We start from the raw sequence: 13639 nt of genomic DNA, 5'->3' as shown, positions 1-13639 counted from the left end.
ATGTCCTCCTAGTGCGTCGAGGAGTCTACGCGTCTTCCCGCTCGCATGTCCCAACGCCCCTCGGGCGGCGTCTCGCCACGCAGGTCCGCGACCATCGCGGTCAGGACGTCCAGGAAGTGGTCCGTGACCTGGTCGAGGAGTTCCTTCGGGGCCTCCCCGCCGTCGGAGTTCTGAGCGGCGAACCCGCTGAGATCGAGGGGCGCACCCGCCAAGATGTGCACGTCCCTGCGGCCACCGAACATCTTCTTCCATTCGAGGTGCTTGCGACCGAGGATCTGGTCCGCCCCCACCTGGGCGACGGGCATCACGGTGACCCCTGTCTCCAGGGCGAGTTGGGCCGCTCCGCGGCGGCCGGTCATCGGCCACGCGTCGGGATCCGAGGTGATGGTGCCCTCCGGGTAGATGATCACGCACTTGCCGCGTTCGAGCGCGCGGCGCGCATGGATGAGGGAGTCGCGGGCCTGCTCAGTGTTCCGGTAGACGGGGATCTGCTCACACTTGCGGGCGATCCAGCCCAGCACCGGCACCTTCCAGATCTCGGACTTGCCGAGGAAACGGGGCCAGCGGCCGCTGTAGATGAGGTATTCGCCCAACACGATGGGATCGAAGTTGGAGATGTGGTTCGCCACCACGAGCAGGCCGCCGTCCTGGGGGATGTGGTGTTGACCCGCCCAGTGTCGCCTGGCCACCAGCGGGATCACGAACCGGACGAACCTCAACACGAGGTGCCGGTAGACCCACGGACCGTGCTCCTGGTTGACCTGGTTCAGCGGGAGTCGCCACGGCTTGCGGCCGCGCTCGAGCGTGCTCACGGCGTCACTCTGCGCACCGGGACGGCGAGACGCAACGCGGCGGCCATGGACGCGATGAGCGCCGAGGGGAGGAAGTAGACCCAGACGTCGCCGAGGAGGAGCAGCGCTGCGATCACTGTGACGGCGGCGGCGGTGAAGGTCGCCGACATGCCGTCCGGCTGCTTCCACACCACGAGCGCCGCGCCGAGCGCGAAGGCCGGGATGAAAGCGAGCCACGTCGCGCCCTGCCCCACGGCCCAGACGGCCACGCCCATTGCCCCGAGGACAGCGAGCCCGAGAAATGCAGGAGGCAACCAGCGGTGGGACATGCCGCAACTTTAGCCGTGTCGGCGGCGGCTAGGGGCGGGGAGCCCTCCGACGGGTGACCACGACGGCGTCAGTGACGAACAACAGGACAGCGACCCAGATCAGGGCGAAACCCGCCCAGCGGCTGGGTGGCATCGGCTCGCCGAAGTACAGCCAGCCCAGGAGGAACTGCCCGATCGGCGCGATGTACTGCAGGATCGCGATGGTCACCATCGAGACGCGGCGCGCCGCGGCAGCGAAGAGCAGCAGCGGGATCGCCGTCACGATGCCGGTGGTGGTCAAGAGCACGCTGTAGCCACCGGTGGCCGTCGACTGGCCGGTGACGGCGAGATAGATGAGGAAGCCGATGGCGATGGGTGCCACGGCGCCCGTCTCGATGGCGAGGCCGGGCAGGGCCCCGACGGAGCGGCCCGCGAGCTTCTTGACCAGCGAGTAGGTGCCGAAGGAGGCGGCGAGGGTCAGGGCAGCCCACGGCACCTGGCCGTAGGCGACCACCATCACCACGACCGACGCCAGGCCGAAGAACATCGCGGTCCACTGCAGCGGCCTCAGCCGCTCGCCCAGCACGAGGATGCCGAGGGCCGCCACGGCCAGCGGGTTGATGAAGTACCCCAGTGCGGTCTCGAGGGTGTGGCCCGTGAGCACCGCGAAGACGTAGGTGGACCAGTTGACGACGATCAACACGCCGGCGACGGCCAGCGACAGGACGGTGCGACGATCCGCCAACGCCTTCTTCAGGTGGCGCCACTGCCCGAGGACGGTCAGCAACACGGCGCAGAAGACCAGCGACCAAACTGCCCGGTGGGCCACCACCTCCAGCGCCCCTGAGCGCTCGAACAACACGAAGTAGAGCGGGAACAGGCCCCACAAGCCGTAGGCGGCCAGACCATAGCCCAGCCCCTTGTCGGAGTCCGTCATCTCACCTGTCCTTCAACCGGCCGCGTGCGCATCGTCGCACGCCGCCGGCCAAGGAACCGTACCGCTAGTCGAGCGTCTCCAAGAAGTCGAGGACATTCATGTTCCATTCGCGGGCATGCGAATCGTTGAGCCCGTGCGGGCCACCCTCGATGACCGCGAGCTGCGACTGGGGGATGTACTGGTGCATCCGCTCGCTCGACTTGCTGATCGGCACGTTGAGGTCGCCATCTCCATGGATGACGAGGGTGGGGACGTCGATGGCGCGGCAGTCGTCGCGCATGTCTTCCGCCCAGATCAGGATGGTCTCCACCGCCGCGTGGGGATCAGACTGCCTGGCGATCTCCAGAGCGGCCAGCCGGACGTCGTCGCCGACCTGCAGGCCACGTTCATCCGTCGAGTAGAACCAGCCGATGAACTTCTCCAGGAAGCCGTCGCGGTCCTCGCGACACTGGTCCGCCATGCCCCTGAAGCCCTCCATCGGCATGGCGCCGTCCGGGTTGTCGTCAGTGATGCAGAGCGCCGGGGTGACGGAGCCGGAGAAGATGGCACCGGCCACCCTGTCGGAGCCGTACCTGCCCAGGTAGCGGGCGACCTCTCCCCCGCCCATCGAGAAGCCCAGGAGCACGGCACCGTGGAGGTCGAGTTCGTCGAGCAGCGACCGGAGGTCGTCGGCCAGGGTGTCGTAGTCGTAGCCGTCCGCGGGCTTGTCGGACTTGCCGAAGCCGCGTCGGTCGTAGGTGATGACGCGGTGGCCCGCCTCTTCGAAGCGCGGGATGTTGCGGGCGAAGGCCTCCCCGGAGAGGGGCCAGCCGTGGATCAGCACCAGCGGCCGGCCTGCGCCGCCGGTGTCGGTGTAGTTGAGGGTGACGCCGTCGGCAGTGGTGACAGTGGGCATGTCTCGCCTCCTTGGGCTGTGGTGTGTCCTGCCGCCCAGGCTAGTCCGCGAGGGGGTTGCCGGACGGTCAGCCGCGGAAGTCATCCGGGTCGACGGTGTCCAGGAACTCGCTGAACTGCTCGACCTGGGCCTCTTCCTCGGCCTCAGACAGTTCGCCCTCGTGGATGCCGGCCTCGCGCAACACTTCCTCCGCGACGAAGATGGGCGCCCCCACCCGCAGCGCGAGCGCGATGGAATCCGACGGCCTGGCGTCGATCACCTTGGGACCCTCAGCTGTGCCGAGGGTGATCTCCGCGTAGAAGGTGCCCGCCTCGAGCCGCGTGACCGCCACCCTGTCCACCGTGGCCTCCATCGCCTCCAGGAGCCGGGACATCAGGTCGTACGACATGGGCCGGGCCAGGACCGCTCCCTCGAGCGCGACCATGATGGCCGTGGCCTCCTGCCCACCGATCCAGATGGGCAGGAACACCTTGAGGTCTTCGCGGGGCACGCTGGGCTTCAACAGCACCACCGGGAGCCCACGAGCGTCGATAGCCATACTGGTGAGATCGACTTGGATCATGGCGGACCACCTCCGGGATCGGGGTCCCTCCCAAGTCTATCCGGGGCCGGGGGAACCGTTAGAGGTTGTAGCCGATGGCCCGCAACTGCTCGCGGCCGTCCTCGGTGATCATCTCGAGCGTCCACGGCGGCAGCCACACCCAGTTGATCGCCACGGAGTTCGCCAACCCGTCGAGCACGTACTTCGTGTCGTACTCGATCTTGTCGGTCAGCGGGCAGGTGGGCGACGTCAGCGTCATGTCGATGGTGACGTTGGCTTCGTCGTCGACCTGGGCGCCGTACACGAGGCCGAGGTCCACCACGTTGACCATCAGTTCGGGGTCGACGACGTCCTTCATGGCCTCGAGCACCTCGTCGACCGAGGGCACCGCGGTGCCGGTGGCCGGCTTCTCGATGTCGACGTCGGGCAGGGTGTCCTTCACCAGGTCGCTGGGTCGGGGTTCAGTCATATCGGGATCCTTAGTTGAAACGATGATCAGGCCGAGGCCTGGAGGGCAGCGTCGCGCATGGCAGACCAGCCGAGCAGCGCACACTTCACGCGGGCGGGGAACTTGGACACGCCCGCGAAGGCGATGGCGTCTTCGAAGACGTCCTCGTCGGGAACGATGGCACCCTGGCTGTGCATGACCTCCAGGAACTGGTCGTGCATCTCCAGCGCGTGCTCGACGGAGGTGCCGATCAGCAGGTCCGTCATGATCGACACGGACGCCTGCGAGATCGAGCAGCCCTCGGCGTCGTACGAGATGTCGGTCACCTTGCCGTCGTCGATCTGCACGCGGAGCGTCAGTTCGTCGCCGCAGGACGGGTTCACGTGGTGGACCTCCGCCTGGAACGGCTCGCGCAGCCCCGCGTGGTGCTTCTCGCGGTAGTGGTCCAGGATGATCGTCTGGTACAGCTCGTCGATGTTCATGTCTCAGCCCTTCAGCTTCGGGGCGAAGTAGTTACGGGTGAAGACCAGCGCGTCCGCCAACGCGTCGATCTCCGCAGGGGTGGTGTACAGGTACGACGACGCGCGCGTCGAGCTCTGGTGGCCCAGGCGCTTGTGCAACGGGCGGGCGCAGTGGTGGCCTCCCCGGATGGCGACCCCGCGCGAGTCCAGCACCTGCATCACGTCATGCGGATGCACGTTGGCGATGTTGAACGAGATGGCGCTGCCGCGATCCTCTGCGACGGTGGGGCCGAGGATCCTCAGACCCTCGATGGCCGTCAGCTTGGCCAGCGCGTACTTGGTGATCTCGTGCTCATGCTCGGCGATGGCGTCCATGCCGACGCGCGTCAGGTAGTCGACAGCGGCCCCCAGCCCCACGGCCTGTGCGATCGGCGGGGTGCCGGCCTCGAACCGGTGCGGAGGCGCCGCGTAGGTGGAGCGCTCCATCTCGACGATCTCGATCATCTCGCCGCCGCCCAGGAACGGCGGCATGGTGGCGAGCAGCTCGTAGCGGCCCCACAGCACGCCGACACCCGTCGGGCCGAGCATCTTGTGCGCGGTGAAGGCCAACAGGTCTGCGCCCATGGTCGACACGTCGGTGACCTCATGCGGGACCGACTGCGAACCGTCGACCACCAGCAGCGCCCCGACGGCGTGCGCCTTCTCAGCGAGGAGCGTCACCGGATTGTGGGTGCCCAGCACGTTGCTCACGGCCGTGATCGACACGATCCTGGTGCGCTCGTTGATGAGGTTGTCGCGTTCGGCGGCCTCGAGATCGAGGCGGCCCTCCTCCGTGATGTCGAACCAGCGCAGCGTGGCGCCGGAACGCTGGCAGGCCATCTGCCAGGGCACGATGTTGGAGTGGTGCTCCATGACGGAGATGACCACCTCATCGCCGGGCTTGAGCCCGGCGCCCAGCGAGTTGGCCACCAGGTTGAGCGCCTCGGACGCGTTCTTGGTGAAGACGATCTCCTCGCCCCGGGACGCACCGATGAACCGGGCCACCTTCCCCCGCGCATTCTCGAACGCCTCGGTCGCCTCAGCACCCAGGAGGTGCATGGCGCGCGCCACGTTCGCGTTGTGCTGCAGGTAGTGCTCGGCCACGGCGTCGACCACCTGGCGCGGCTTCTGCGAGGTGTTCGCCGAGTCGAGGTAGGCCAACGGGGACTCCCCCACCCTGCGCCGCAGGATGGGGAAGTCGGCCCGGATCAGGTTGGTGTCCAGCATCAGGCGTTGGCAGCTTCCTTGATGTACTTCTCGTAGCCCTCGGCCTCGAGGTTCTCGGCCAGTTCCTTGCCACCCTCGGCCACGATGCGGCCGTCGACGAAGACGTGCACGAACGTGGGCTCGATGTAGCGCAGGATGCGGGTGTAGTGGGTGATGAGGACGACGGCGCGGTCACCCTGCGCCGAGTACTTGTTCACGCCCTCGGAGACGATGCGCAGCGCGTCGATGTCGAGGCCCGAATCGGTCTCGTCGAGGATGGCCGCCTTGGGGTTGAGCAGCTGGAGCTGGGCGATCTCGTGACGCTTCTTCTCACCGCCGGAGAAACCCTCGTTCACGGAGCGGCCGGAGAAGGACTTGTCGAGCTGCAGCTCGGTGAGCGTCTGCTCGACCTCCTTGACCCAGGTGCGGACCTTGGGGGCCTCGCCGTCAATGGCGGTCTTGGCGGTGCGCAGGAAGTTGGCGACGGACACGCCGGGCACCTCGACGGGGTACTGCATGGCGAGGAAGAGACCGGCGCGGGCGCGCTCGTCGACCGACAGAGCGGTGAGGTCCTCACCGTCGAGGGTGACGGTGCCCTGGGTGATCGTGTACTTGGGGTGACCGGCGATGGCGTAGGCCAAGGTCGACTTGCCCGAACCGTTGGGGCCCATGAGGGCGTGGATCTCACCGGGTTTGATGGTGAGGTTGACGCCCTTGAGGATCTGCTTCGGGCCGTCCTCGGTCTGGATGTCGACGTGCAGGTCGGAGATGACGAGGGTTGACATGGTTGCTGTTTCTCCTGAGTGAATCAATTGGGGGGAGGTGCGGGGGCGTACCCCCCGTGTGTCAGTACTGGGTGACGGTGGCGTGGACGTCGATCAGGACGTCGTCGCCTTCGATGTGGCACGCGAACACGCGCACCGGCTCCGTGGCGGGCAGGTTGAGCGGGCGGCCGGTGGCCAGGTCGAAGACCGATCCGTGCAGGTAGCACTCGATCGTGTCATCGACGACGTCTCCCTCGGAGAGAGCCACCTTGCCGTGGCTGCACTCGTCCTCGATCGCGTAGATCTTCCCGCCGTGGTGGACGATGGCAACGGTGAGCTCATCGTCCACCTCCACGGCGAGAGGGACGTCCGTCGTCAGGTCCGTGACCTTGCAGACCGCCTGGGGGCTCACTGCTCGTCGGCCTTCGTGGTGGTCGAGCCGTGCACCAGGTCGAGCTCGCGCTCGATCGTGGTGAGCAGACGCGCCTCGATCTCCGGGATACCGACCCTGCGGATGATGTCGGCGAAGAAGCCGTGCGCCACCAGGCGACGGGCCTCCACCTCCGGGATACCGCGGGCCATCAGGTAGAACAGCTGCTCGTCGTCGAACCTGCCGGTGGACGACGAGTGGCCGGCGCCGGCGATCTCGCCGGTCTCGATCTCCAGGTTGGGGACCGAATCAGCCTGACAGCCGTCCGTCAGGACGAGGTTCTTGTTCGACTCATAGGTGTCGATGCCCTCAGCGATCTTGCGGATCAGCACGTCGCCGATCCACACCGAGTGCGCACCCTTGCCGCGCAGCGCACCGCGGTAGTCCACGTTGGACTTGGTGTGCGGCGCGTTGTGGTCCACGAACAGCCGGTGCTGGATGTGCTGGTTCTCGTCGGCGAAGTAGAGGCCGTAGGCCTCCAGTTCCCCGCCCGGGCCTTTGTAGGTCGAGTTCTCCTGGAGCCGGACGTTACCGCCCAGGGAGGCGGTGACCGTCTTGACGTGGGCGTCGCGGCCGATGGCGACGGTGCGCTGACCGCCGTGCACCGAACCGGTGTCCCAGTCCTGCAGGGTGACGAAGTTCACTTTGGCCCCGTCGCCGACGATGACGTCGGTCTTCTCGGCGTAGTTGGCCGAGCCGACGTACCGGAACACGATGGTGGCGCGGGAATTGGCACCGACGCTGACCACGACGTGGTCGCGGGCCTCGCCGCCGTTGCCCCGGCCGGTGAACACGATGGGCTCGGTGAGCTCCGTGTTGGCCGCGATCCGGATGTGCGTGCGGTGGATGGACTGGAAGGCAGCCAGGGCCGAGATCCGGTCCGTGGGCGCCTCGTTGGCGAGTGCCTGGGCCTGCTCAGCGGTGATCGACTCGACGGTCACGCTCTCGGGGAACTCGCCGCTCCACTCCAGCGAACCCAGACCCTCAGCCACAGGGTTGAGGAGGGTCTTGAACCGCTTGAGCGGGGTGAACCGCCAGATCTCCTCGCGGCCGGTGGGCAGCGGGTGATCCTCGACGTTCCACGACGGGGTGGGGTGGAGGTGCGACTCGACGGTTTCGATGGCTGCGGCCACGTTGGGGGCCTCAGTGATGGTGGTCAATTCTTCTTCCTTCAAATGGTGTGGGCGGGCGGGCTGGGACGGCATCAGCCGACCGCGCCCTCCATCTGCAGCTCGATGAGGCGGTTCAGCTCGAGGGCGTATTCCATGGGCAGCTCACGCGCGATGGGCTCCACGAAGCCGCGCACGATCATCGCCATGGCCTCGATCTCACCCATGCCACGGCTCATGAGGTAGAACAGCTGATCCTCGGAGACCTTCGACACGGTGGCCTCGTGGGCCATCGAGACGTCCTCTTCACGCACGTCGACGTAGGGGTAGGTGTCGGAACGCGAGATGGTGTCCACCAGCAGCGCGTCACACATGACCGACGACGCGGAGTGACGGGCTCCGGGATCGACCTGCACGAGGCCGCGGTACGACGAACGGCCGCCGCCGCGGGCCACCGACTTCGACACGATGGAGCTCTGCGTGTTGGGCGCGCAGTGCACCATCTTCGAACCGGCGTCCTGGTGCTGACCCTCGCCCGCGAAGGCGATCGACAGCGTCTCACCGCGGGCGTGCTCGCCCATCAGGTAGACGGCGGGGTACTTCATGGTGACTTTGGAACCGATGTTGCCGTCGATCCACTCCATCAGGGCGCCCTCTTCGCAGATGGCGCGCTTGGTGACCAGGTTGTAGACGTTGGTCGACCAGTTCTGGATGGTGGTGTAGCGGCAGCGCGCGTTCTTCTTCACGATGATCTCGACGACGGCGCTGTGCAGCGAGTCCGACGAATAGATCGGGGCGGTGCAACCCTCGACGTAGTGCACGGAGGCGCCCTCGTCGACGATGATCAGCGTGCGCTCGAACTGGCCCATGTTCTCCGTGTTGATGCGGAAGTAGGCCTGCAGCGGGATGGTCACCTCGACGCCCTTGGGCACGTAGATGAACGAGCCACCCGACCACACGGCGGTGTTCAGCGAGGCGAACTTGTTGTCGCCCACGGGGATGACCGTGCCGAAGTACTCCTTGAAGAGCTCCGGGTGCTCCTTCAGCGCGGTGTCGGTGTCGAGGAAGATGACGCCCTGGCGCTCGAGTTCCTCGTTGATCTTGTGGTAGACGACCTCAGACTCGTACTGCGCGGCGACGCCGGCCACGAGGCGGGCCTTCTCAGCCTCCGGGATACCGAGGCGGTCATAGGTGTTCTTGATGTCTTCGGGCAGGTCTTCCCAGGTCTGGGCCTGACGCTCGGTGGAGCGCACGAAGTACTTGATGTTGTCGAAGTCGATGCCGGAGAGATCCGCGCCCCACGTGGGCATGGGCTTCTTGTCGAACAACTTGAGCCCCTTGAGGCGGAGGTCGAGCATCCACTCGGGCTCGCTCTTCAGGCCGGAGATGTTGCGGACGACGGCCTCGCTGAGACCGCGCGCGGCGGTGGCGCCGGCGAGGTCCGAGTCGTGCCAGCCGTACTCGTACGTCGAGAGCGCCTCGAGGTGCTCGTCCTGAGTGGCTCCCAGTCCTGGTGCCTTGGGTGCGGTCTGCGTCATATCGATCGTCTCCGTCACTTTCTTTTCGGGATCAGCGGGGTGGGTAGTCGGTGGGGGACGTGCGTGGTGCACACGCCGTCGCCGTGGGCGATGGTGGCGAGCCGTTGGACATGGCTGTCCAGCAGCCGCGAGAACAGCTGGGTCTCGATCTCACAGAGGATGGGGAACTCTGCGGCCACGTGGGCGACCGGGCAGTGGTGCTGGAGGAGCTGGTCACCCGTCCGGAGCGGGCGGGAGGAGGCGGCGTAACCGTCGAGGCCGAGCACCTCGACCAGCGCATCCAGCGGCCTCGCACCCGGGTTCTCCGCGTGCAGTTGCAGGTAGCGCTGCTCGATCTCCGCCACCCGGTCGTTGGCCAGTTCCCGCACCGCGTTAGGCCCCGCGACGGCTTGGAGGCGGCGCAGCGCGGCGATGGCCAGGTCGTCGTAGGCCTGGGTGAACTCGGCCCTGCCCGCGTCGGTCAGAACGAACACCTTCGACGGACGCCCGCGGCCCCTCGGGCCGTAGACGCGCTCCTCGCGGGACTCGAGGATCCCGTCGTCCAGCAGCGAGGCCAGATGGCGGCGCACAGCCGCGGGGGTGAGCGCGAGCCTGTCGGCGAGTTGTTTGGCGGTCTGCGGGCCGTCGGCCAGAATCAGGCCCACCACTCGCTGGCGGGTCGGTGTTTCGACGACTTCTGCTTCCATCACGTCCACCTCCCTGACCCTTCGCTCACGAATTAGCTTACAGATGTGTTTCAAAAGTCAATCCCAATCTCGTTCGGGATTCAAGCAAGGCTTGCCTAACCATCCAGATGATGAGACAGCCGGTCGCAAAGACCGGTCCGGGCACCCTGGCTCCTCTCCTATAGGCTGTCGGACGTGTCCGTCCTGACCGCCCGAGACCTCCGCCTGTCCTTCGGCAAGAAGCAGGCCCTCGCCGGGCTCTCCCTGAACGCCGAGGCCGGCAGGATCACTGCCCTGCTCGGCCCCAACGGCGCAGGAAAAACCACGTTCATCCGCTGCTGCACCGGCCTGGCAGTCCCCGACGGGGGCACGCTGTCACTGTTCGACGGCGCGCCCGGCTCTGCCGAGGTGCTGCCCCGCATCGGCCTCATGCCGCAGACCACCGGAGCCTGGTCCGGCATCACGGCCTCCCGGCTGCTGGGCTACCTGGCGCGCCTGTACGCCAACCCGCAGCCCGTTGACCAGCTCATGGAACTGCTCGGGATCGACGACTACGCCACGACGCCGTACCGTCGGCTTTCCGGCGGCCAACAGCAGGCGGTCAACCTGGCCGGCGCGCTCGTCGGCAGGCCGGATCTCGTGTTCCTGGACGAACCGTCCGCTGGGCTGGACCCCCGGAGTCGCCGTTCGATCTGGGACCTGCTGGCCCGCATCCGCGCAGACGGCGTGGGCATCCTGCTCACCACGCACGACATGCACGAGGCCGAAGCCCTGGCGGACCACGTGTTCATCGTCGACCGTGGCCGGGTCACCGCCGAAGGCACCGTGGCGGAGCTGACTGTGAACGGCTCCCTCGAGGACGCGTTCCTGACCCACACGACCGGAGACCTGCCATGACCGCCCTGAACTTCGCACCCGACGCCGGCGCTGCTCCGTTCGGGAGGCGGGTGTGGGCGCAGGCCACCACCGAGGCGAGCCTCATCCTCCGCAACGGGGAGCAGGCCATCCTCGCCATCGTGATCCCGGTCGCCGTGCTCATCGGCAGCCGGATCTTCGGCGCCGCGTTGGGCCTGGAACTCCAGCAGATGGCCCCCTCGGTCATCGGCCTGGTGATCTGGAGTTCCTGTCTCACCACGCTCGCCATCGCCACCGGCTTCGAGCGTCGCTACAACGTGCTCGAGCGCATCGCCGCCACTCCCCTGGGCAAACCCGGCATCCTGCTGGGCAAGGGGCTCGGCATCACACTGATCACGGTGGGCCAGATCGTCGTCCTGGCGGTGATCGCGCTGGCGGTGGGATGGCGTCCGTCGTTCACCGTCGCGTCGTTCCTGCTCACGGCGCTGGTCGCCCTCCTGTCGATGGGCGCGTTCACGGGGCTGGCGCTGGCCATCTCCGGCGCCCTGCGCCCGGAGGCGACGCTGGCCGTCGCCAACCTGCTCTACCTGGTGGGGATGCCGCTGGGGATCCTCCTGCCGTTGGACCGTTTCCCCGAATGGGCGGCCACCGCCACCGCGTTCCTCCCCACCGGCGCTCTCGGGGAGGCCCTGCGCCAGGGCTCCCAGGGCGTGGTTCCGGGGTGGCCGCTGTTGGTGGCGGCCCTCTGGTGCGCCGCCACCCTGCTGCTGGCACGAAAGGTGTTCACGTGGACCTCGTGAAGAAACTGTTCGACGGTGACCGCGCGCTGCGCACCTGGTTGTGGATCTCGCTGGTCTGCAACATGGGCATCATCGTCACCGGCGCGGTGGTGCGCCTGACCGCCTCCGGGCTGGGCTGCTCCGAGTGGCCCCGGTGCACGCCGGACACCTGGACGAACACGCCTGAGGCCGGTATCCACGGCATCATCGAGTTCGGCAACAGGCTGCTCACGTTCGTGCTCGCCGCCGCAGCCCTCGGCGCGTTCATCGCCGCCTGGCGCAACCGCGGCCGCCTGAGCCGGCTGTGGTGGTTGACCCTCGGAGTGGGCATCGGCATCCCCTTCCAGGGCGTCATCGGCGGCTTCACGGTGTGGAGCGGCCTCAACCCCTTCGTCGTGGCCCTCCACCTGCTGCTGTCGGTTCTCCTGATCGTCCTCTGCGTGTGGGCGCTCGCGCTCGGCTACCGGGTCCACCCCACTCCCCTGGCCCCCGGAGCCAGGTGGCTGGTGGTCGTGACGTTCGCCGCCACCATGGCGTCGATCTGGCTCGGCACGGTGGTCACCGGCTCCGGCCCGCACGCCGGCGACTCCACGGCCCCGCGCACGGGGTTCGACCTCGAGTTCGTCTCGCGCCTCCATGCGCTGTCGGCCTGGCTCGTCGTCGGCCTGGCCATCGTGTGTCTGGTGGTGTTCGCCCGCTCCCGCCTGGAGCAGCCACGCAAGAGCGCCCGCCTGCTGTTGGTCACCGTGGCGCTGCAGGGTGTCATCGGCTACGTCCAGTACTTCTTCGGCCTGCCCATCGGCGTCGTCGCCCTGCACATGGTGGGCCTCACCCTGCTGACCGTCGCTGCCTCCTGGCTGTTGTTCTCCACCCGCCCAGGGCATCCGGCCGCCTAGGGCGTGTCTCCCATATGTTGAGTGAGGCTCGCGGCAGTCTGGTCGGGTGAGGTCGACGGGTTCGCGGTATCGGGTGTTCACGGATGAGCAGTGGGAGCGGATCGAGCCGCTGCTTCCCTCGAATGAGGGGCGCCGCGGTCACCCGTTCGGCGACAACCGTCGGGTCGTGGAGGGGATCGCGTACCGGTTCCGCACGGGGATCCCGTGGCGTGATCTGCCTCGCGACGAGTTCGGTCCGTGGCAGACGGTATGGAAGCGGCACCGTCGTTACGCCGGCGACGGCACCTGGGATCGGGTGCTGACGCGGATCCTCGCTGAGGCGGATGCGGCGGGGAAGATCGACTGGGCGGTGTCGGTGGACGCGACGATCGCGCGTGCGCATCAGCACGCGACGAACACGACCCGCCCGGAGCAGGACACAGGGGGCAGGATCGAATTACAGGAATCTGCCCTGGCAGGAGGTTGAACCGCCGGGGCACGGTATCGGCCGCTCCCGCGGCGGACTGACGACGAAGATCCACCAGGCCGTCGACGGCCACGGGCGGCCGTTGGCGATGATCGTCACCGGCGGTCAGCGCAACGATGGCGCGATGCTTGCCGAGGTGCTCGCGCAGATCCACGTCCCGCGGGCGGGCGCGGGACGCCCGCGCACCCGCCCTGATGCGGTGATCGCAGACCGTGCCTACGCGACCGGCGTGATCCGCAGCGAGCTGCGCCGCCGCGGGATCAAGGCCGTCATTCCCGACAAGCGCGATCAGGCCGCCGCACGGAAACGGCGCGGCAGCAACGGCGGCAGACCGCCCGGGCTCGACGCCGACGCCTACAGGGGCCGCAACGTCGTCGAGCGATTCTTCGCTCTCGCCAAGCAGTGGCGCGGCATCGCGACCCGGTACGACAAACTCGCCATCACCTACCGCGCCGGCGTCACCCTCAGCGCCATCCTGACCTGGCAACGGCTATTGGGAGACACGTCCTAG

17 protein-coding genes are annotated in these 13639 nt (G+C 67.6%); 4 read left to right on the top strand and 13 right to left on the bottom strand.

Features of this window, described 5'->3' with window-relative positions:
* Positions 1–8 precede the first annotated feature (8 nt).
* From ACZK4S_RS07140 to ACZK4S_RS07080, 13 genes are all read right to left on the bottom strand, one after another.
* Positions 9–812 (bottom strand): lysophospholipid acyltransferase family protein, encoded by an 804-nt coding sequence (locus ACZK4S_RS07140; protein ID WP_463643850.1) that lies wholly within the window; start codon positions 810–812, stop codon positions 9–11.
* The gene (locus ACZK4S_RS07135) at positions 809–1120 is read right to left on the bottom strand and encodes a hypothetical protein (protein ID WP_463643849.1); all 312 of its coding nucleotides are present in this window, start codon (positions 1118–1120) and stop codon (positions 809–811) included. Before ACZK4S_RS07135 ends, ACZK4S_RS07140 begins: the two co-directional genes overlap by 4 nt.
* A 28-nt stretch (positions 1121–1148) precedes the next feature.
* The gene (gene rarD, locus ACZK4S_RS07130) at positions 1149–2036 is read right to left on the bottom strand and encodes an EamA family transporter RarD (RefSeq protein WP_463643848.1); all 888 of its coding nucleotides are present in this window, start codon (positions 2034–2036) and stop codon (positions 1149–1151) included.
* Between the two features lie 64 nt (positions 2037–2100).
* A complete protein-coding gene (locus tag ACZK4S_RS07125) occupies positions 2101–2931 on the bottom strand; it encodes an alpha/beta fold hydrolase (protein ID WP_463643847.1) in 831 nt (276 codons plus the stop codon).
* 67 nt (positions 2932–2998) lie between these two features.
* Positions 2999–3493 (bottom strand): bifunctional nuclease family protein, encoded by a 495-nt coding sequence (locus ACZK4S_RS07120; protein ID WP_076058409.1) that lies wholly within the window; start codon positions 3491–3493, stop codon positions 2999–3001.
* A 58-nt stretch (positions 3494–3551) separates the two neighbouring features.
* A complete protein-coding gene (locus tag ACZK4S_RS07115) occupies positions 3552–3941 on the bottom strand; it encodes a metal-sulfur cluster assembly factor (RefSeq protein ID WP_076058408.1) in 390 nt (129 codons plus the stop codon).
* A 26-nt stretch (positions 3942–3967) separates the two neighbouring features.
* Positions 3968–4402, bottom strand: coding sequence for a Fe-S cluster assembly sulfur transfer protein SufU (gene sufU, locus ACZK4S_RS07110; protein WP_459397868.1), 435 nt, complete (start codon positions 4400–4402; stop codon positions 3968–3970).
* A 3-nt stretch (positions 4403–4405) separates the two neighbouring features.
* Positions 4406–5650 (bottom strand): cysteine desulfurase, encoded by a 1245-nt coding sequence (locus tag ACZK4S_RS07105; RefSeq protein WP_463644129.1) that lies wholly within the window; start codon positions 5648–5650, stop codon positions 4406–4408.
* Positions 5647–6411 (bottom strand): Fe-S cluster assembly ATPase SufC, encoded by a 765-nt coding sequence (gene sufC, locus ACZK4S_RS07100; protein WP_076058405.1) that lies wholly within the window; start codon positions 6409–6411, stop codon positions 5647–5649. Before sufC ends, ACZK4S_RS07105 begins: the two co-directional genes overlap by 4 nt.
* 61 nt (positions 6412–6472) lie before the next feature.
* A complete protein-coding gene (locus ACZK4S_RS07095; RefSeq protein WP_463643846.1) occupies positions 6473–6802 on the bottom strand; it encodes a non-heme iron oxygenase ferredoxin subunit in 330 nt (109 codons plus the stop codon).
* Positions 6799–7980, bottom strand: coding sequence for a Fe-S cluster assembly protein SufD (gene sufD / locus ACZK4S_RS07090; RefSeq protein ID WP_076058401.1), 1182 nt, complete (start codon positions 7978–7980; stop codon positions 6799–6801). The genes ACZK4S_RS07095 and sufD overlap by 4 nt, the downstream gene beginning before the upstream one ends.
* A gap of 44 nt (positions 7981–8024) precedes the next feature.
* Positions 8025–9467, bottom strand: a complete 1443-nt coding sequence (sufB, locus tag ACZK4S_RS07085; protein WP_076058398.1) for a Fe-S cluster assembly protein SufB — start codon at positions 9465–9467, stop codon at positions 8025–8027.
* Between the two features lie 14 nt (positions 9468–9481).
* Positions 9482–10153 (bottom strand): helix-turn-helix transcriptional regulator, encoded by a 672-nt coding sequence (locus ACZK4S_RS07080; protein ID WP_463644128.1) that lies wholly within the window; start codon positions 10151–10153, stop codon positions 9482–9484.
* A gap of 165 nt (positions 10154–10318) precedes the next feature.
* On the opposite strand from ACZK4S_RS07080, the gene ACZK4S_RS07075 reads away from it, so the two are divergent.
* From ACZK4S_RS07075 to ACZK4S_RS07060, 4 genes are all read left to right on the top strand, one after another.
* Positions 10319–11029, top strand: a complete 711-nt coding sequence (locus tag ACZK4S_RS07075) for an ABC transporter ATP-binding protein (protein ID WP_369819249.1) — start codon at positions 10319–10321, stop codon at positions 11027–11029.
* A complete protein-coding gene (locus ACZK4S_RS07070; protein WP_463643845.1) occupies positions 11026–11787 on the top strand; it encodes an ABC transporter permease in 762 nt (253 codons plus the stop codon). The genes ACZK4S_RS07075 and ACZK4S_RS07070 overlap by 4 nt, the downstream gene beginning before the upstream one ends.
* A complete protein-coding gene (locus tag ACZK4S_RS07065; RefSeq protein WP_463643844.1) occupies positions 11775–12662 on the top strand; it encodes a COX15/CtaA family protein in 888 nt (295 codons plus the stop codon). The genes ACZK4S_RS07070 and ACZK4S_RS07065 overlap by 13 nt, the downstream gene beginning before the upstream one ends.
* Positions 12663–12735: 73 nt before the next feature.
* A protein-coding gene (locus ACZK4S_RS07060) for an IS5 family transposase (RefSeq protein WP_463643408.1) occupies positions 12736–13639 on the top strand; the annotation gives its coding sequence in 2 pieces (ribosomal slippage) (positions 12736–13058 and positions 13057–13639; 906 coding nt in all).

The organism is Tessaracoccus zhenghani, assembly GCF_055326325.1.
This window is presented reverse-complemented; position numbering and strand designations above follow the sequence as displayed.

Coding starts and splice junctions, on each gene's coding strand:
- ACZK4S_RS07070 (WP_463643845.1), top strand. CDS start 11,026: ATGACCGCCCTGAACTTCGCACCCGACGCCGGCGCTGCTCCGTTCGGG.
- sufB (WP_076058398.1), bottom strand. CDS start 9,467: ATGACGCAGACCGCACCCAAGGCACCAGGACTGGGAGCCACTCAGGAC.
- ACZK4S_RS07125 (WP_463643847.1), bottom strand. CDS start 2,931: ATGCCCACTGTCACCACTGCCGACGGCGTCACCCTCAACTACACCGAC.
- ACZK4S_RS07135 (WP_463643849.1), bottom strand. CDS start 1,120: ATGTCCCACCGCTGGTTGCCTCCTGCATTTCTCGGGCTCGCTGTCCTC.
- ACZK4S_RS07120 (WP_076058409.1), bottom strand. CDS start 3,493: ATGATCCAAGTCGATCTCACCAGTATGGCTATCGACGCTCGTGGGCTC.
- ACZK4S_RS07115 (WP_076058408.1), bottom strand. CDS start 3,941: ATGACTGAACCCCGACCCAGCGACCTGGTGAAGGACACCCTGCCCGAC.
- ACZK4S_RS07080 (WP_463644128.1), bottom strand. CDS start 10,153: ATGGAAGCAGAAGTCGTCGAAACACCGACCCGCCAGCGAGTGGTGGGC.
- sufC (WP_076058405.1), bottom strand. CDS start 6,411: ATGTCAACCCTCGTCATCTCCGACCTGCACGTCGACATCCAGACCGAG.
- sufU (WP_459397868.1), bottom strand. CDS start 4,402: ATGAACATCGACGAGCTGTACCAGACGATCATCCTGGACCACTACCGC.
- rarD (WP_463643848.1), bottom strand. CDS start 2,036: ATGACGGACTCCGACAAGGGGCTGGGCTATGGTCTGGCCGCCTACGGC.